Source organism: Bradyrhizobium sp. LTSPM299, assembly GCF_000938235.1.
Lineage (GTDB): Bacteria > Pseudomonadota > Alphaproteobacteria > Rhizobiales > Xanthobacteraceae > Bradyrhizobium.
Genome location: NZ_JYMU01000038.1, coordinates 63,966 through 81,038 on the forward strand (window position 1 = coordinate 63,966; position 17,073 = coordinate 81,038).

At 63.5% G+C, this 17,073-nt stretch carries 18 protein-coding genes; 14 read left to right on the forward strand and 4 right to left on the reverse strand.

Translation table 11 applies throughout. The annotated features are described in order from the left end of the window. Positions 1-137: 137 nt before the first annotated feature. Both UP10_RS19910 and UP10_RS19915 read left to right on the forward strand, forming a co-directional pair. On the forward strand, positions 138-842 hold the full coding sequence (locus UP10_RS19910; RefSeq protein ID WP_044589022.1) for a glutathione S-transferase family protein: 705 nt from the start codon (positions 138-140) through the stop codon (positions 840-842). 44 nt (positions 843-886) lie between these two features. Beyond that, complete coding sequence (locus UP10_RS19915; protein WP_044536498.1) at positions 887-2,212, forward strand: dicarboxylate/amino acid:cation symporter; 1,326 nt, start codon at positions 887-889, stop codon at positions 2,210-2,212. A gap of 1 nt (position 2,213) precedes the next feature. On the opposite strand, the gene UP10_RS19920 is transcribed toward UP10_RS19915, so the two are convergent. Further along, on the reverse strand, positions 2,214-3,764 hold the full coding sequence (locus UP10_RS19920) for a winged helix-turn-helix domain-containing protein (RefSeq protein WP_044588986.1): 1,551 nt from the start codon (positions 3,762-3,764) through the stop codon (positions 2,214-2,216). Between the two features lie 164 nt (positions 3,765-3,928). Here UP10_RS19920 and UP10_RS19925 point away from each other — a divergent pair, with 164 nt between their 5' ends. The 3 genes from UP10_RS19925 to UP10_RS19935 all read left to right on the forward strand — a co-directional run bounded on the left by UP10_RS19925 (position 3,929) and on the right by UP10_RS19935 (position 5,969). Then, positions 3,929-4,975, forward strand: coding sequence for an alpha/beta fold hydrolase (locus UP10_RS19925; RefSeq protein ID WP_044589023.1), 1,047 nt, complete (start codon positions 3,929-3,931; stop codon positions 4,973-4,975). 25 nt (positions 4,976-5,000) lie between these two features. Further along, positions 5,001-5,504: a cytochrome P460 family protein gene (locus tag UP10_RS19930; protein ID WP_044588987.1), complete on the forward strand. Its 504-nt coding sequence runs from the start codon at positions 5,001-5,003 to the stop codon at positions 5,502-5,504. 99 nt (positions 5,505-5,603) lie between these two features. After that, positions 5,604-5,969 (forward strand): ArsC family reductase, encoded by a 366-nt coding sequence (locus UP10_RS19935; RefSeq protein WP_156180177.1) that lies wholly within the window; start codon positions 5,604-5,606, stop codon positions 5,967-5,969. 61 nt (positions 5,970-6,030) lie between these two features. On the opposite strand, the gene UP10_RS19940 is transcribed toward UP10_RS19935, so the two are convergent. After that, on the reverse strand, positions 6,031-6,645 hold the full coding sequence (locus UP10_RS19940) for a hypothetical protein (RefSeq protein WP_044588989.1): 615 nt from the start codon (positions 6,643-6,645) through the stop codon (positions 6,031-6,033). Between the two features lie 3 nt (positions 6,646-6,648). Then, the gene (locus UP10_RS19945) at positions 6,649-7,251 is read right to left on the reverse strand and encodes a PAS domain-containing protein (protein WP_044588990.1); all 603 of its coding nucleotides are present in this window, start codon (positions 7,249-7,251) and stop codon (positions 6,649-6,651) included. A 339-nt stretch (positions 7,252-7,590) separates the two neighbouring features. On the opposite strand from UP10_RS19945, the gene UP10_RS19950 reads away from it, so the two are divergent. The 7 genes from UP10_RS19950 (at position 7,591) to UP10_RS19980 (ending at position 14,058) form a co-directional block, all read left to right on the forward strand. Beyond that, positions 7,591-8,346, forward strand: coding sequence for an ABC transporter ATP-binding protein (locus tag UP10_RS19950; protein ID WP_044589024.1), 756 nt, complete (start codon positions 7,591-7,593; stop codon positions 8,344-8,346). Further along, complete coding sequence (locus UP10_RS19955; protein ID WP_044588991.1) at positions 8,339-9,082, forward strand: ABC transporter ATP-binding protein; 744 nt, start codon at positions 8,339-8,341, stop codon at positions 9,080-9,082. The genes UP10_RS19950 and UP10_RS19955 overlap by 8 nt, the downstream gene beginning before the upstream one ends. A gap of 40 nt (positions 9,083-9,122) precedes the next feature. Continuing rightward, positions 9,123-10,343 carry an ABC transporter substrate-binding protein gene (locus UP10_RS19960; RefSeq protein WP_044588992.1) on the forward strand — a complete coding sequence of 407 codons (1,221 nt, stop codon included), beginning with the start codon at positions 9,123-9,125 and terminating at the stop codon, positions 10,341-10,343. 64 nt (positions 10,344-10,407) lie between these two features. Further along, on the forward strand, positions 10,408-11,271 hold the full coding sequence (locus UP10_RS19965; RefSeq protein ID WP_044536489.1) for a branched-chain amino acid ABC transporter permease: 864 nt from the start codon (positions 10,408-10,410) through the stop codon (positions 11,269-11,271). Between the two features lies 1 nt (position 11,272). Beyond that, complete coding sequence (locus UP10_RS19970) at positions 11,273-12,241, forward strand: branched-chain amino acid ABC transporter permease (protein ID WP_044536488.1); 969 nt, start codon at positions 11,273-11,275, stop codon at positions 12,239-12,241. A gap of 153 nt (positions 12,242-12,394) precedes the next feature. Continuing rightward, positions 12,395-13,039, forward strand: coding sequence for a DUF47 domain-containing protein (locus UP10_RS19975; RefSeq protein ID WP_044589025.1), 645 nt, complete (start codon positions 12,395-12,397; stop codon positions 13,037-13,039). A gap of 14 nt (positions 13,040-13,053) precedes the next feature. After that, positions 13,054-14,058, forward strand: coding sequence for an inorganic phosphate transporter (locus UP10_RS19980; protein WP_044588993.1), 1,005 nt, complete (start codon positions 13,054-13,056; stop codon positions 14,056-14,058). A 62-nt stretch (positions 14,059-14,120) separates the two neighbouring features. Here UP10_RS19980 and sugE read toward each other — a convergent pair whose 3' ends face one another. Continuing rightward, on the reverse strand, positions 14,121-14,435 hold the full coding sequence (gene sugE, locus UP10_RS19985; protein WP_044588994.1) for a quaternary ammonium compound efflux SMR transporter SugE: 315 nt from the start codon (positions 14,433-14,435) through the stop codon (positions 14,121-14,123). A 155-nt stretch (positions 14,436-14,590) separates the two neighbouring features. Here sugE and UP10_RS19990 point away from each other — a divergent pair, with 155 nt between their 5' ends. Together UP10_RS19990 and UP10_RS19995 are read left to right on the forward strand one after the other, a co-directional pair. Then, positions 14,591-16,210, forward strand: coding sequence for a peptide chain release factor 3 (locus UP10_RS19990; protein ID WP_044588995.1), 1,620 nt, complete (start codon positions 14,591-14,593; stop codon positions 16,208-16,210). A gap of 225 nt (positions 16,211-16,435) precedes the next feature. Next, on the forward strand, positions 16,436-17,044 hold the full coding sequence (locus UP10_RS19995; protein WP_044588996.1) for a UCP034077 family protein: 609 nt from the start codon (positions 16,436-16,438) through the stop codon (positions 17,042-17,044). Positions 17,045-17,073: the final 29 nt, after the last annotated feature.

The following is a 17,073-nucleotide window of genomic DNA, read 5'->3' on the forward strand; positions in this document are numbered from 1 at the left end:
CTGCGGGAGGTGCGGTGCGGGAGGCACAAGGCGAATAGCAGGTTGAACGTTGGATGATCGCAGAGGGCTTCAATCGGCGCGTCGGATCGCCTAAGTTCAGACCGACCGCCACCGCCCGCCTGCTGATGAGCCAATCCATGCCCGACCTGTCTGCCTTTCCGATCACCCGCCGCTGGCCTGCCCAGCACCCCGACCGCCTGCAGCTCTATTCGCTGCCGACGCCGAACGGGGTCAAGGTCTCGATCATGCTCGAGGAGATCGGGCTGCCCTACGAGGTGCATCTTGTCGACTTCAACAAGGACGACCAGAAAACGCCGGAGTTCCTCTCGCTGAACCCGAACGGCAAGATCCCGGCCATCCTCGATCCCGACGGGCCCGGCGGCAAACCGCTGCCATTGTTCGAATCCGGCGCCATCCTGCAATACCTCGCCGAGAAGACCGGCAAGCTGTTGCCGGCGGACCCGGCGCGCCGTTACGAAACCATCCAGTGGGTTCATTTCCAGATGGGCGGCATCGGGCCGATGTTCGGCCAGCTCGGCTTCTTCCACAAATTCGCCGGCAAGGACTATGAGGACAAGCGGCCGCTGCAGCGTTACGTCGCCGAATCCAGCCGCCTGCTCGGCGTGATGGAGACGCACCTTGCCGGACGGCAGTGGTTCATGGACGACGACTACACCATCGCCGACATCTCGATGCTCGGCTGGGTGCGCAACCTGATCGGCTTCTACGGCGCGCGGGAGCTGGTCGAGTTCGACCGGTTCAAGCATGTCGCGGCCTGGCTCGAACGCGGCCTCGAGCGGCCGGCGGTGGAGCGCGGCCTGAATATTCCGAAGCGGCCGTGACTACGAAACTGTAAAAATAATAACTGTCAGTCGGGGGGGGCTTCATGACCACAGATGCGATCCAACCGGTCGTCCGGCCACATCATCCCTGGTACAAGATCCTTTACATCCAGGTGCTGATCGCGATCTTCGCGGGGGTCCTGATCGGGCATTTCTATCCCGACCTCGGCAAGGAACTGAAGCCGCTCGGCGACGGCTTCATCGCGCTGATCAAGATGATGATCGCGCCTGTGATCTTCTGCACGGTGGTGCACGGCATCTCCTCGATGGGCGATCTCAAGCGCGTCGGCCGGGTCGGGCTGAAGGCGCTGGTCTATTTCGAGATGGTATCGACGGTCGCACTCGCGTTCGGCCTTGTGGTCGGCGAGGTGCTGCAGCCCGGTCGCGGCTTCAACATCGATCCGTCCACGATCGATCCGAAGTCGGTCGCGACCTACGTCACCCAGGCGAAGGAACAGGGCATCGTCGCCCATCTGATGGCGATCATTCCGGACAGCTATTTCGGCGCGCTTGCGCGCGGCGACCTGTTGCAGGTGCTGCTGATCTCGATTCTCTCGGGGTTTGCGATCGCGCTCATGGGCAAAACCGGCGAACCGATCGCGGCGGCGATCGACAAGGCCGCCAAGATGTTCTTCGGCATCATCCGCATGATCGTCCGCGTCGCGCCGCTCGGCGCGTTCGGCGCGATGGCCTTCACGGTCGGCGCCTACGGCCTCGGCTCGCTAGTGAACCTGGCCGCGCTGATCGGCACCTTCTATCTCACCAGCATCCTGTTCGTGCTGATCGTGCTCGGTGCCATCGCGCGGCTGGCAGGCTTCTCGATCATCCGCTTCATCGCCTATATCAAGGATGAGCTGTTGATCGTGCTCGGCACCTCGTCGTCCGAGACCGTGCTGCCGCAGATGATCCAGAAGATGGAGCATCTCGGAGCCTCGCGCTCGGTGGTCGGCCTCGTGATCCCGACCGGCTACAGCTTCAACCTCGACGGCACCAACATCTACATGACGCTGGCGACGTTGTTCCTGGCTCAGGCCACCAACACCCATCTGACGATCTGGCAGGAGCTCGGCATTCTCGGCGTCGCCATGATCACCTCGAAGGGCGCCTCCGGCGTCACCGGTGCGGGCTTCATCACGCTCGCCGCGACGCTGTCGATCGTGCCTGACATTCCGATCCAATCGATTGCCATTCTGGTCGGCATCGACAAGTTCATGAGCGAGTGCCGCGCGCTGACCAACCTGGTCGGCAATGGCGTCGCCTGCGTGGTGATCAGCCTGTCCGAAGGCGAACTCGACAAGGACGCGCTGCACCAGGCCATGGCGCATCCGATCGAACTCGGCGAGGCGCTGGAGCCGGGCGGGGGAGGCTGAATTAATCCGGAACGCCGGCGGCCTTCAGCGTCTCGACATAGGTTTTGGACATCGACTCGACGGGAAACGGAATCCGCGCCAGGAACCTTGAAATCGTGAACTCCGGCTCGACCTTGAGCAACTCGCGGGCGACCTGCGTCGCGCGCTCGCGGTCGCCGTTCCTGACCAGCGCCACGATCAGCACGCGCAGCGCCACCGCGAAACGGCGGTTCTGCGCCAGTGCCTTGTCGGCCCAGGTCACCGCCTCGGCAAAGTTCTGGTCGAGCACCGCGCAGATCGCGAGCGCCGCGGAGGCGAACCAGCCGCGCGGGTCGCGCGGGTTCAGCCGCTGCGCGCGCTCGATCATGGCGCGGCCGGCCGCCTGGTTGCCGCGCATCGCCTCGATCCAGCCACCGAGCACCAGCGCCATCGCCGAATTCGGATTGATCGCGAGCGAGCGCTCGAACAATTCGCGCGCCGGCTCGATCTCGTCGGCCATGTTCCAGATCGCGAACGCCGCCATCCACAACACCTGCGCATCGCCAGGCGCAAGCTCGACGGCGCGCCAGGCGCGCGCGACCGCGCGCTCCCGATATGGATCGGTCGGCGACAGCCAGCCCTGGAAGTGGCGCAGCGCATGGCAATAGGCCGAAGCGGCCATCGCCGGCGCGTAGTCGGGATCGAGCGCAAGCGCCCGGTCGAGGCAATCCAGCGCCGCTTCCATGCTCGCGGGCGTGAATTGGTAGCGCAGGCTGTAGGCGCGCAACAGCAGGTCGTAGGCATCGAGCTTGCCGGGCGGTGCCGCCCGGCGGCGTTCGGCTTCCGCGACATGCAAAGTCGGCTCGATCGCGCCGACCACGCTTTCGGTGATGCGGTCCTGCAGGTCGAAGACCTCGTTGGCCGCGCCGTCGAAACGGTCGGCCCACAGATGCGCGCCGGAGACCGCGTCGATCAACTGCCCGGTGATCCGCAGCCGATCGCCGCCGCGGCGGACACTGCCCTCGAGCACATAGCCGACGCCCAGATCGCGTCCGATCTGGCGGATATCGACCGTCTTGCCCTTGTAGGTGAAGGCGGAGTTGCGCGCGATGACTGTCAGCCCGCCGCAGCGGGAGAGGGCGGTGGTGATATCCTCGGCGATGCCGTCGGCGAAATAGTCCTGCTCGGCGTCGCCGCTCATGTTGGTGAAAGGCAGCACCGCGATTGCCGGCCCTTCGCTCGGGCGAGCGCCGGCGCTCGCCGCGGCGGTCTGGGTGGAGACGGCGCCTTCCCGGACCTCGCCGACAAATCGGAGCCCCTTGCGGGGCAGGGTGCGGATCAGGCGCTGCTCCCCGCCATTGTCGCCGAGCGCCATCCGCGCCGCATTGACCCGGCTGCCAAGCGTCGCTTCCGAGACGATCCGGCCGTGCCAGACGGCGGCGAGGACGTCGTCACGGCTAACGACGCGATCACGTGCCCGAATGAGGAACTCGATCAGATCGAAGACCTGCGGCTCGACAGCCACCAGCGCATCGCCGCGGCGCAGCTCGCGGCGATCAGGATCGAGGGTGAAGTCATTGAAATGGTAAGGCAAAGTCAAAAGTCCGGCGACCGGGGCCCGTGCTGCTGGCGGAACCTAGCACAGGGTGGCTGGAGCCAAAATCAAGACAGTCTGAACGACAAATCCACGCTGTCTGAATGCGGGCCAGTTCGGGCTCTGTCATGCTGATAAGTGACACGCACATCCGGGAGATCGCCATGTCGCAATCCATCAATCAGCAACGCCGTCACTTCCTTGGTATCGCCGGTGGGACGCTCGCCGCCGCCGGCTTCGGCATCATCGCCCCGGCGCACGCGCAGTCGGCCGCCAAGGCTAAATTGCCCGCGATCAAGGCCGGTGCGCATCCTGCGCTCGGTCCGGTCAAGCAGATCGATGCCGGAGTGTTGAATGTTGGTTACGTCGAGATGGGGCCGGCCTCCGGTCCCGCCGTGATCCTGCTGCACGGCTGGCCCTACGATATCAACGCCTACGCCGACGTCGCGCCGGCGCTGGCGGAGGCCGGCTACCGCGTTATCATCCCTCATCTGCGCGGCTATGGCACGACGCGGTTTCTCTCCCGCGACACGAAGCGCAGCGGTCAGCCGGTCGCGGTTGCCGCCGACATCATCGCGCTGATGGATGCGTTGAAGATCGAGAAGGCGACGCTTGCCGGCTTCGATTGGGGGGCGCGCACCGCCAATATCATGGCGGTGCTCTGGCCCGAGCGCTGCAAGGCGATGGTGTCGGTGAGCGGCTACCTGATCGGCGGGCAGCAGGCTGGCAAGATGCCGCTGCCGCCGAAGGCCGAGCTGCAATGGTGGTACCAGTTCTATTTCGCCACCGAGCGTGGCCGCGAGGGCTATGCCAAGAACCGGCATGACTTCAACAAACTGATCTGGCAGCTCGCTTCGCCGAAGTGGAAGTTCGACGACGCCACCTTCGACCGCAGCGCTGTCGCCTTCGACAATCCTGACCATGTCGACATCGTCGTGCACAATTATCGCTGGAGGCTCGACCTCGCCGAGGGCGAAACGAAGTACGACGCCTTCGAAAAGACGCTGGCGCAGGCGCCGGTCATCGCTGTGCCGACGATTACGATGGAAGGCGATGCCAACGGCGCGCCGCATCCGGAACCTGAAGTCTACGCCAAGAAGTTCTCCGGACACTATGAGCACCGGCTCTCAACCGGCGGCATCGGTCACAATGTGCCGCAGGAGGCACCACAAGCGTTCGCGCAGGCTGTCATCGATGTCAGCCGGGCCTGAGCGTGGAACGTACGGGTCGCGGACAATGAGACAGGTCCTGAAGTGGGCGGTTGCCGCGATCGCGGTATCGTGCATCACCGCGTCATTGCCCTTTGCGGTCGGACATGCCGACGATGCGGCATCGCCGATCTTCGGGGTGACAATTCCAGCCGGGTACCGCGACTGGAAGCTGATCGCGCCGGGAGAAGAGACCGGGCTCGACGAGTTGAGGAGCGTCCTCGGCAACGCCACCGCCGTGAAGGCGTACCAGGACGGTGCGGCTCGGTTTCCGGACGGCACCGAGCTGGTCAAGCTGGCCTGGAAGCGCAAGCCGGTGGCCGGCCTCAAGGGCGCCTTCGTCACGGGGCCGGCGACCACCGTCCAGGTCATGGTCAAGGACTCCGCCAGATACGCATCGACCGGCGGATGGGGCTTCGGCCGCTTCATCGACGGCAAGCCGGTGGATGCGGCCCAGCACGAGACCTGCTTTGCCTGCCATCAGGCGCATGCCAGCGACTATGACTTCGTCTTCACGCACTACGCGCACTGAGGCCGCCGGCAATATCGGTGTGGAGACTGATCCGATCCGATCTGGCGCAGGCGTTGCCGCGGGGCTAATTTCCCGCAGCAACGCATGCGGGGAACGGCATTGACCATCACGATCTACGGAATCAAGAACTGTGACACCATGAAGAAGGCGCGCGCCTGGCTCGACGATCATGGCGTCGCCTACGACTTCCACGACTACAAGGCCTCAGGCATCGCCAAGGACAAGCTCAAACAGTGGAGCGACGAGGTCGGCTGGGAGACGCTGCTCAACCGCGCCGGCACCACCTTCAAGAAGCTGCCTGATGGCGACAAGGAGGGATTGAACGAGCGCAAGGCCTTGGCGCTGATGGCCGACCAGCCATCGATGATCAAGCGTCCGGTGCTCGATCTCGGGCCTAAGCGCGTCGTCGGCTTCAAGCCGGATATCTACGCCAAGGAAGTGCCGGCGAAAGCGCGGAAGAGCTAAAGCGTTTTCGAGCGAAGTGGGCACCGGTTCGCGTGAAGAAAACGCGTCAAAACAAGAAAGACTAAATCAGCTCGACGGAATCATGTGCTGCCGGGCGTGCCGGAACGAAGCTGCGGTCGATCACGGCCCTGATGACGACGACCGGAACGGCCTTTGGCATCACGCCCATCAGATTGTTGAGCTTGAAGCGGCCTTCGATGCTGATCGCCTTGTAGGAGCCGATCAACTGCTCGACGGTGTCGCCGCGTCCGAACGGCAGCAGCAGCCGTTCATACGAGACGTCCTTGCCGTCGGCGTCGTCGACGGTCGAGACCGTGTAGCTCGGTCGCTTGTGCGCCAGGCACGAGCGATAGGATGGGATGACGTGCGCATATCGGTCCGGGCCGATCGCATCATCCAGAAAGCGGTTGGTCCGGCGTGCCGGATCGACGTACTCGTTGCCATAGGCGGTGGTCAGACGGGCGCCCTCCTGTGTGATCAGGAAGCGAGCGGCATCGCCGCTGCCGACCACGTCGAACCCCATCATGTCGGCCCGCTCTTCCGCGGCGCCGGCGGCATGAAAGTCGGAGAGCAGGGGAAGCACATTCGGCTGCCGCAATGCGCGCAGCCAGGCGTTCAGCAGCACGCGTTGCGTGATCGATTTGATCACCGATGGATCGGCACTTGCGAAGTCCATCGTCTAGCCGAACTCGAGCACGTCGCCGCGCGGGATGCGGCCGGGGGCACGATGGAACAGGTCGCGATCGATGATGGCGCGCAGCCGGGGCTCCGGCAGCCTGTCGTTGCCGCGCATCAGATTGCGGATTTCGAAGCTGCCGTCCGCGCTGATCGTCTTCAGCGACGCGATCAGATGCGTGACCGGACCGCCATCCGAGAATGGCAGCAGCAGCCGCTCATAGGCGACGACGCGGCCGTAGACGTCATCGATATCGGCGATGGTGTAGGCCGGCAGGCGGCGGGCGATGCATTCATGGTAGACCGGCACCACGATCGGCGCGAGCCGCGGTCCGAGATACTCGTCGAGCTGGCGGCCCTTGCCGGTGTGTCCGTAGGCATTCGCCATGCGCGTGCCGTCGCTCTGGATCGTCAGCCGCGGCTCTTGCGCCGTCATGTCGACGCTGAAGAAGACCAGATCCGGCAGATCTTCCTCGATCCGCTCCGGCTGATACTCGTCTATCCGCGGAATGACCTGGCCGCGGGCATAGAGTCGCAGCCAATTGTTCAGGAAATCGCGTTGCCTGATCGATTTGACGACCGACGGATTGGCGCTCTCGAACTGCAAGGGTGGGGCCCGCTCTCTGTCCAACCGCCAGAGCCTCCGCCACAGACGGAAATATTCTATGAAAGCGCGGAATCCGGGCAAAACACCGTTAACGACCGCTTTCCGACGTGCAAAGTGCGACCGAACGCTATTCGACTAAGGATGAACCGAAACCGGTCTTGCTGATGCCGCACTGCACAGCTTTCCACCTTGCCTAACCACCGCGGATGACGGCATATTCCGGCCCGGAGGCGGCAGGCCCGGGACGGTTTCCAAGACGGTTCGGGCAACCTGTCGGACGTGAAAAAACTGGCTACGCGGCGAGAGGCCTCGCATCGATAGCGCATGGGGGAAATCTATTTGGCCGATGAGTTCATTCTCGAAACCAGCGGACTAACCAAGGAATTCGCTGGTTTCTTCGCCGTTCGCGACGTCGCGCTGAAGGTGCGTCGCGGCAGTATCCATGCGTTGATCGGGCCCAATGGCGCCGGCAAGACGACCTGTTTCAACCTGCTGACCAAATTCCTGAAGCCGTCGGCGGGCCAGATCCGTTACAAGGGTCACGACATCACCGCGATGGCGCCGGCCGACGTGGCGCGCCTCGGGCTGGTCCGGTCATTCCAGATCTCAGCCGTGTTTCCGCATCTGACTGCGCTCGAAAACGTCCGCGTGGCGCTGCAGCGCCAGCACGGCTCGTCGTTCGACTTCTGGCGCTCCAAGAGCGTGCTGGACCGTTATAACGGCCGCGCCCACGAGCTTTTGAGCGACGTCGGCTTGAGCGAATTCGCCAACACGCCGGCGGTCGAGATGCCCTATGGCCGCAAGCGCGCACTTGAAATTGCAACGACGTTGGCGCTCGACCCCGAGATGATGCTGCTCGACGAGCCGATGGCCGGCATGGGCCACGAGGACATCGACAAGATCGCCGCCCTGATCAAGCGCATCTCGGCCAAGTACACCATCCTGATGGTCGAACATAACCTCTCGGTCGTGGCCAATCTCTCCGACATCATTACCGTGCTGACGCGGGGGCAGGTGCTGGCGGAGGGCAGTTACGCCGACCTCTCCAAGGACGAGCGCGTGAAGGAAGCCTATCTGGGAGCGGGTCATGGCTGAGGCGAAACTGGCGGAAGCTCCCGCGACTGCCGCGGGCATCGAGGTGCTGTCGGTCAAGGATCTGCAGGCCTGGTACGGTGAATCCCACATCCTTCACGGCATCAATTTCAGTGTGAAGGCCGGCGAGGTGGTGACGCTGCTCGGTCGCAACGGCGCCGGCAAGACCACCACGCTGAAGTCGGTGATGGGCATCATCGGCAAGCGCACCGGCTCGATCCGCTTCGACAATCAGGAGATCATCCGCACCTCGTCCGACCGGATCGCGCGGATGGGCATCGCATTCTGTCCCGAGGAGCGGGGCATTTTCTCAAGCCTCGACGTGCGCGAGAACCTGCTGCTGCCGCCGGTGGTGCGCGCCGGAGGCCTGTCGCTCGATCAGATCTTCACGCTGTTTCCGAACCTGAAGGAGCGGCTCTCCAGCCAGGGCACCAAGCTCTCGGGCGGCGAGCAGCAGATGCTCGCGATCGCGCGCATCCTGCGCACCGGCGCGCGCTTCCTGATGCTGGACGAGCCGACCGAAGGGCTCGCGCCCGTCATCATCCAGCAGATTGGCCACACCATTGCACGGCTGAAGTCGGAGGGATTCACGATCCTACTGGTCGAGCAGAATTTCCGTTTCGCCTCGACTGTTGCCGACCGCTATTACATCGTCGAGCATGGCAAGGTGATCGACGGCTTCGCGAATTCGGAACTGTCGGCCAACATGGACAAGCTCCATACCTATCTCGGCGTTTGAAATCGCCGGAACCAGAAGATTTAAGAAGAGGAAACACGATATGAGGCATACGATTTCAGCGCTCCTGCTCGGCACTGCGTTGACGCTCGCGTCCGCGAGTCTGGCATCCGCGGACGACAAGACGGTCAAGATCGGTGCGCTGTCCGATCAGTCCGGCCTCTACGCCGACCTCGGCGGCCCCGGCTCGACGCTGGCGGCGCAGATGGCGATCGAGGATTCCGGCCTGAAGGCGAAGGGCTGGACGATCGACCTGATCTCCGGCGACCACCAGAACAAGCCCGATATCGGCACCACCATCGCTCGGCAATGGTTCGACGTCGACAAGGTCGACGTGGTCGTCGACGTGCCGAACTCCGGCGTCGCGCTCGCAGTCAATAACGTGGTGAAGGAAAAGAACGGCGTCTACATCAATTCGGGCGCCGCGACCTCCGATCTGACCAACGCGCAGTGCTCGCCGAACACGGTGCACTGGACCTACGACACCTATATGCTCGCCCACACCACTGGCCAGGCGCTGGTGAAGGCCGGCGGCGACACCTGGTTCTTCCTGACCGCGGATTACGCGTTCGGCGCCGCGCTCGAGCGCGACACCACGGCCGTGATCACCGCCAACGGCGGCAAGGTGGTCGGCGGCGTCAAGCATCCGCTCAACACCTCGGACTTCTCGTCCTTCCTGCTGCAGGCGCAATCGTCGAAGGCCAAGATCATCGGGCTGGCCAATGCCGGCGGCGACACCACCAACTCGATCAAGCAGGCCGCCGAGTTCGGCATCGTCAAGGGCGGCCAGAAGCTCGCCGCGCTGCTGCTCTTCCTCACCGACGTCAAGGCGATCGGGCTCGAGACGGCGCAGGGTCTCAACTTCACCGAGACGTTCTACTGGGACATGAACGACCAGACCCGTGCGTTCTCCAAGCGGTTCTCGGAGAAGATGAAGAACGGGGCGATGCCGACCATGGTGCAGGCCGGCGTCTATTCCGGCCTCTTGCATTACTTCAAGGCGCTCGACGCGCTCGGCAGCAATCCGCATGACGGCGTCAAGGTGGTCGACAAGATGAAGTCGATCCCGACCGACGACCCGCTGTTCGGCAAGGGTGAAGTCCAGGCCAACGGCCGCGTCACCCACAATGCCTATCTGTTCGAAGTGAAGAAGCCCTCGGAGTCCAAGGGCCCGTGGGATTTCTACAAGCTGGTTGGCACCGTGTCCGGCGACCAGGCCTTCACGCCGCTCGCCCAGAGCACATGTCCATTGCTGAAGAAGTGACGATCATGCCCGCCGGTCAACGCATGACCGGCGGGTTTCATCTAGCTCGCGAAAGCTAAAATCGATGCAGGCTCTCTACGCACAGCTTCTGGTGGGACTGATCAACGGCTCGTTCTACGCGCTGCTCAGTCTGGGGCTCGCCGTGATCTTCGGCATGCTCAACATCATCAATTTCGCGCATGGCGCGCTCTACATGATGGGCGCCTTCGTGGCGTATTTCCTGCTCAATCTGGGCGGCATCAATTACTGGTGGGCGCTGCTTATCGCGCCTGTTATCGTCGGCATCTTCGGCATGATCCTGGAGCGGACCATGCTGCAATGGCTGGCCGGCCTCGATCATCTCTACGGACTGCTCCTGACCTTCGGGCTGGCGCTGATCATCCAGGGCGTGTTTCAGAATTACTTCGGCTCCTCCGGTCTGCCCTATTCGATCCCCGATGTACTCAAGGGCGGCATGAACCTTGGCTTCATGTACCTGCCGATCTATCGCGCCTGGGTCGTGATCTTCTCGCTCATTGTCTGTATCGGGACCTGGTACCTGATCGAACGCACCCGGCTCGGCGCCTACCTGCGCGCCGCGACCGAAAATCCGACGCTGGTTCGCGCCTTCGGCATCAACGTGCCGCGCATGATCACGCTGACCTACGGGCTCGGCGTTGGGCTCGCCGCGCTGGCCGGCGTGCTGTCGGCGCCGATCAACCAGGTGCGGCCGCTGATGGGCGAAAACGTCATCATTGTGGTGTTCGCGGTGGTGGTGATCGGCGGCATGGGCTCGATCATGGGATCGATCATCACCGGCTTTGCGCTCGGCGTGATCGAGGGACTGACGAAATACTTCTATCCGGAAGCCTCCAACACCGTGGTCTTCGTGCTGATGGTGCTGGTGCTGCTGGTGAAGCCCACAGGACTAACGGGACGGGCGGCCTGACATGACGGCGATGACTGACGATTCAATTCCGGCGACCTCGCGCGCCGTCCATGACGAGATGATCGCGTTTGGCGTCATGACCGCGATGCTCGCGATCGTGCCGTTGACCGGCATCTACCCGTTCTTCGTCATGCAGGCGCTGTGCTTTGCGCTGCTCGCCTGCGCCTTCAATCTCCTGATCGGCTACGGCGGATTGTTGTCGTTCGGCCATGCCATGTTTCTCGGTACCGCCGGCTATGTCACGGCGCACGCCCTGAAAGTCTGGGGTCTTTCGCCCGAACTTGGAATATTGGCCGGTGCGGCGGCCGCCGCAGCACTTGGCGTCATCACTGGGCTGGTAGCCATTCGCCGCCAGGGCATCTACTTTGCGATGATCACGCTGGCGCTGTCGCAGCTGCTGTACTTCATCTATCTGCAGGCGCCCTTCACCCACGGCGAAGACGGCATCCAGGGCATCCCGCAGGGCCGTCTGTTCGGCGTCTTCGACCTCTCCAAGCCGACGGTGCTCTACTACGTCGTGTTGGCGGGATTCCTCGGCGGCTTCCTCCTGATCTATCGGACCATCAACTCGCCGTTTGGCGAAGTCCTCAAATCGATCCGGGAGAATGAACCGCGCGCGGTCTCGCTCGGCTACAAGACCGATCAGTACAAGCTGCTCGCCTATATCCTATCGGGAACGCTGGCAGGATTGGCCGGCTCGCTGAAGGTATTCGTCGCACAAAATGCATCGTTGACCGACGTTGAAGTGGCGATGTCCGGGCAGATCGTGCTGATGACGCTGGTCGGCGGGCTCGGCACCGTGTTTGGCCCGGTGGTTGGCGCTTTCATCATTGTCGCCATGCAGCAATACCTGTCCGGCCTCGGGCAATGGGTGACGGTGATCCAGGGGGCGGTCTTCGTGGTCTGCGTGCTGACCTTCCGCCGTGGCATCATCGGCGAGATCGCACATTTCTTCCGGCGGTCGCTGTAGGGCAGGGCCCGGCCGGCGGGTCATTGAGGGACTGACAAAGCGGTGGATGCCGCCCGTTCCGGCGGGCGGCATGGGATGTTTCCCTCCCGAAATGTTCTATGACAGTTCTGTGACGGCGTTGGACGCCATCCCGGAACAATGGAACTCATCCCCATGCTGCGCTGGTTTCGCTCCTTTCTGCCCAAAGAAGAGCGGTTTTTCGACCTGTTCGCCCGGCACGCCCAAACCGCTTTGCAGTGCTCGCTGGCGCTGCAGGGGATGCTGAAGGGTGGCGAGGACACGCCGGTGTATTGCCAGCGCGTCAACCAGTTCGAGAACGACGCCGACAACATCACCCGCGAGGTTTTGACCGCGGTCCGCCGCACCTTCATCACGCCGTTCGACCGCATCGACATCAAGAACCTGATCACTGCGATGGACGATGCCGTCGACCAGATGCAGCAGAGCGCGAAGGCGGTCGTGCTGTTCGAGGTGCGGACGTTCGAACCGCCGATGCGCGAGATGGGCAGCCTGATCGTCGAATGCGCCAACCTGGTCGTCCGCGCGCTGCCACTGATGCAGTCGATCGGCCAGAACGTCACGGTGCTGACCCAGATCACCGAGGAACTGACCAAGCTCGAGGGCCGGGTCGATGACCTCCACGACATCGGATTGAAGGAACTGTTCCTGAAGCACCGTGACGCCAACACGATGGATTTCATCGTCGGCGCGGAGATCTACGATCATCTCGAGAAGGTGGCCGATCGCTTCGACGACGTCGCCAACGAAATCAATTCCATCGTCATTGAACAAGTCTAGGGCAGGGCCATCAATTGGACGCCACGCTGGGTCTTCCGGTCCTGGTCATCCTGATCGCGGTCGCGCTGCTGTTCGATTTCCTGAACGGCCTGCACGACGCCGCGAACTCGATTGCGACCATCGTCTCGACCCGGGTGCTGCGGCCGCAATATGCGGTGTTCTGGGCCGCGTTCTTCAATTTCGTCGCCTTCGCGGTGTTCGGAACCCACGTCGCCAACACCATCGGCACCGGGATCATCGACCCGGCGGTCGTGGACTCGGCCGTGATCTTCGCGGCACTGGTCGGCGCGATCGTCTGGAATCTGATCACCTGGGCGCTCGGCATCCCCTCGTCGAGTTCGCACGCGCTGATCGGCGGACTGGTCGGGGCCGGCATGGCGAAGGCGGGGATTTCAGCGGCGGTGTGGAGCGGGCTCACCTTGACGCTGCTCGCGATCGTACTGTCGCCGGTGGTAGGGTTCCTGCTGGCGCTGGTGCTGGTCGCGATCGTGTCATGGCTGTCGGTGCGCTCGACGCCGTTCGCGGTCGACCGCGCCTTCCGGATCCTGCAATTCGCCTCCGCCTCGCTCTATTCGCTCGGCCATGGCGGCAACGACGCGCAGAAGACAATGGGCATCATCGCCGTGCTGCTCTATTCGCAGGGCCATATCGGCGGTACCTTCTATATCCCGTTCTGGGTGGTGCTGGCCTGCCAGAGCGCGATGGCGCTCGGCACCCTGATGGGTGGCTGGCGCATCGTTCGCACCATGGGGCTGCGGATTACCAAACTGACGCCGATGCAGGGTTTCTGCGCCGAGACCGGCGGCGCCGCGACCCTGTTCATCGCCACCTTTCTCGGGGTTCCCGTCTCGACCACCCACACCATCACCGGCGCCATCGTCGGCGTCGGCGCGGCACGGCGGCTGTCCGCCGTGCGCTGGAACGTGGCGAGCTCGATCGTCTACGCCTGGGTGATCACGATCCCAGCGTCCGCTGCGGTCGCCGCGCTGACCTATTGGGCCGTCCGGATCCTGCGCTGATCATAGCGTTTTCGAGCGAAGTGGAGGCCGGTTCGCGTTAAGAAAACGCGTCCAACTAAAGATCAGCCGACGAGCTTCAGCCCGGCGATTCCGGCGACGATCAGTCCGATACTGGCCATACGCATCGCGGTGGCCGGTTCGCCGAACAGGATGATGCCAAGCGCCGCGGTGCCGACCGCACCGATCCCGGTCCAGACCGCATAGGCGGTGCCGATCGGCAGGGTTTTGAGCGCGACGCCGAGCAGGATGACGCTGCCGGCCATCGCTGTCAGCGTCAGCACCGACGGCACCAGCCGCGAGAAACCTTCGGTGTATTTCAGCCCAATTGCCCAGCCGATCTCGAGCAGACCCGCGACGAACAAGATGGCCCACGCCATGACGACCCCTCCCTATAGAGCAGGGTCGTCCCCGCGGATGATGTCATGAATGGAAGGTCGTCCTTCCCATACTTATATGGGGGTTGCCTGGCCATTCCGCCTTGCGACAAAACGCCCTTGATTGGGCCCGTTTTCCCTGTCAAACGCTGCCCATCATGTCCGACACCGCTGTGACAGCCGAATCGCCGCCCCGTTCGCCGCTTGCCGAGGAAGTGGCGCGGCGCCGCACCTTTGCGATCATCTCGCATCCGGACGCAGGCAAAACCACGCTGACCGAAAAGCTGCTGCTGTTCGGCGGCGCGATCAATCTCGCCGGCCAGGTCAAGGCCAAGGGCGAGCGGCGCAACACCCGCTCGGACTGGATGAAGATCGAGCGTGAGCGCGGTATCTCGGTCGTCACCTCGGTGATGACCTTCGAGTTCAACGACCTCGTGTTCAACCTGTTGGACACGCCGGGCCATGAGGACTTTTCGGAAGACACCTATCGTACGCTGACCGCGGTCGATTCCGCGGTGATGGTGATCGACGCCGCCAAGGGCATCGAGGCACGCACGCGAAAACTGTTCGAGGTGTGTCGTCTCCGGGATATCCCGATCATCACCTTTATCAACAAGATGGACCGCGAGAGCCGCGACACGTTCGATCTGCTGGACGAGATCGAGAAGACGCTGGCGCTCGACACCACGCCGATGACCTGGCCGGTCGGCCGCGGCCGCGACTTCCTCGGCACCTATGACGTCATCAGCGGTGGCGTGCGGCTGCTCGAGGGTGGCGGCGCCAAGACCGGCGCTACCGAGCAGATCGATATCGCCGATCTCGCCCAGCGCAACCCCAATCTCGACGTCGCCGAGGTGAGGGAAGAACTCGCGCTGGCCTCGGAGGCCTGCAAGCCGTTCGAGCTCGATGCGTTCCGCGAGGGCCATCTGACGCCGGTCTATTTCGGCAGCGCGCTGCGCAATTTCGGCGTCGGCGATTTGCTCGAGGGCCTCGGCAAATTCGCGCCGCCGCCGCGCGCGCAGGAATCTGATCTGCGCAAGGTCGAGGCGGCGGAGCCGCAGATGAGCGCCTTCGTCTTCAAGATCCAGGCCAACATGGATCCGAACCACCGCGACCGCATCGCGTTTGCGCGGCTGTGCTCGGGCAAGCTTGTTCGCGGCATGAAGGCCAAGCTGGTGCGCACCGGTAAGAACATGAGCCTGTCGAGCCCGCAGTTCTTCTTCGCCCAGGACCGCTCGGTGGCGGACGAGGCCTTTGCCGGAGACGTCGTCGGCATTCCCAATCACGGCACGCTGCGGATCGGCGACACCCTGACCGAGGGTGAGGATCTGACCTTCGTCGGCGTGCCGAGCTTTGCCCCCGAAATCGTCCGCCGCGTGCGCCTGACGGATGCAATGAAGGCCAAGAAGCTGAAGGAAGCCCTGCAGCAGATGTCGGAAGAGGGCGTCGTGCAGGTGTTCCGCCCGCGCGACGGCGCGCCGGCGCTGGTCGGCGTGGTCGGTCCGCTGCAGCTCGATGTGCTCAAGGCGCGGCTCGACGCCGAATATTCGCTGCCGGTTGAGTTCGAAGTCTCGGAATTCCAGCTCGCGCGCTGGGTCTCGTCCGACGACAAGAAGAAGCTCGAGGCATTCATCGGCGCCAACAATTCCGGCATCGCCGACGATGTCGACGGCGATCCTGTCTTCATGGCGAAGAACGAGTTCTATCTCGGCTACACCCGCGAGCGCGCCGAAGGCATCACCTTCTCCAACGTCAAGGACGTGAAGAAGAAGGCGTGAGGCGCCGCGCACTCGGTGTCGTCCCCCGCGAAGGCGGGGGACCCAGTACGCCGCGGCTTCTCCATCGCTCACCGCTTTCTCTGGAATACTGGGTCGCCCGGACAAGCCGGGCGATGACATCGGAATTTGAGGCGCCGACCGAACGCGAGGAAGTGAACGCGGTCCCGCTTGATGCGATCCGGTCGCGGTACCATTCTCCTTGGAATGCATTCAGAGTTCGCTTGCATGCTCCGACGCCTTGCCATCTGCCTCGCCTTTGTCCTGCTGGCCGTCGGCCTCTTCGCCAGCGCCGACGCGCGGCAGCGCCAGAACAATCCGGTGCCGTTTTCGCACGAGCCCTGCAGCGTGCTCGATCACGGGCCCTGCACGCCATCCTATTGCAGCGTGTTCAATCACGGGCCCTGTCTCCCCGAGATCGATTATCCGTACGGCGAAAATCTGCAGCTTACGATCCTGACCGTGCCGCCGGAGGATCAGGCCGCGAAGTACCAGAAGCCGGATCATGACCTCGATACCATCGGCGATCTCTTCGCCGCGCTGCGCACCTGCTGGTCGCCGCCGCCGGCCGACAGCGCACGTGAGGGCATGCAGATGTCGGTGCGGTTCAGCTTCAAGCGGTCCGGCGAAATGATCGGTGCGCCGCGGATGACGTTCGCCACCTCAGGCGTGCCGGCGGACACCCGTACGACCTATCTGAACGCGATCAATGCCTCGCTCGACGCCTGCCTGCCACTGAAATTCACCGGCGGCCTCGGCGGCGCGATCGCCGGCCGCCCGATCATGATCCGCTATGTCGACAATCGCGAGCTCGCCAAGCAAGCTGAAAAGCCGTGACTGGAACGCGAGCGAGCGCATTGCGCTCC

Bases quoted from the DNA above. Each gene is read 5' to 3' on its own strand.
- UP10_RS19990 (WP_044588995.1), top strand. From the start codon at position 14,591: ATGTCCGACACCGCTGTGACAGCCGAATCGCCGCCCCGTTCGCCGCTT.
- UP10_RS19970 (WP_044536488.1), top strand. From the start codon at position 11,273: ATGACGGCGATGACTGACGATTCAATTCCGGCGACCTCGCGCGCCGTC.
- UP10_RS19910 (WP_044589022.1), top strand. From the start codon at position 138: ATGCCCGACCTGTCTGCCTTTCCGATCACCCGCCGCTGGCCTGCCCAG.
- UP10_RS19960 (WP_044588992.1), top strand. From the start codon at position 9,123: ATGAGGCATACGATTTCAGCGCTCCTGCTCGGCACTGCGTTGACGCTC.
- UP10_RS19925 (WP_044589023.1), top strand. From the start codon at position 3,929: ATGTCGCAATCCATCAATCAGCAACGCCGTCACTTCCTTGGTATCGCC.
- UP10_RS19965 (WP_044536489.1), top strand. From the start codon at position 10,408: ATGCAGGCTCTCTACGCACAGCTTCTGGTGGGACTGATCAACGGCTCG.
- UP10_RS19930 (WP_044588987.1), top strand. From the start codon at position 5,001: ATGAGACAGGTCCTGAAGTGGGCGGTTGCCGCGATCGCGGTATCGTGC.
- UP10_RS19955 (WP_044588991.1), top strand. From the start codon at position 8,339: ATGGCTGAGGCGAAACTGGCGGAAGCTCCCGCGACTGCCGCGGGCATC.
- UP10_RS19995 (WP_044588996.1), top strand. From the start codon at position 16,436: ATGCTCCGACGCCTTGCCATCTGCCTCGCCTTTGTCCTGCTGGCCGTC.
- UP10_RS19915 (WP_044536498.1), top strand. From the start codon at position 887: ATGACCACAGATGCGATCCAACCGGTCGTCCGGCCACATCATCCCTGG.
- UP10_RS19940 (WP_044588989.1), bottom strand. From the start codon at position 6,645: ATGGACTTCGCAAGTGCCGATCCATCGGTGATCAAATCGATCACGCAA.
- UP10_RS19975 (WP_044589025.1), top strand. From the start codon at position 12,395: ATGCTGCGCTGGTTTCGCTCCTTTCTGCCCAAAGAAGAGCGGTTTTTC.
- sugE (WP_044588994.1), bottom strand. From the start codon at position 14,435: ATGGCGTGGGCCATCTTGTTCGTCGCGGGTCTGCTCGAGATCGGCTGG.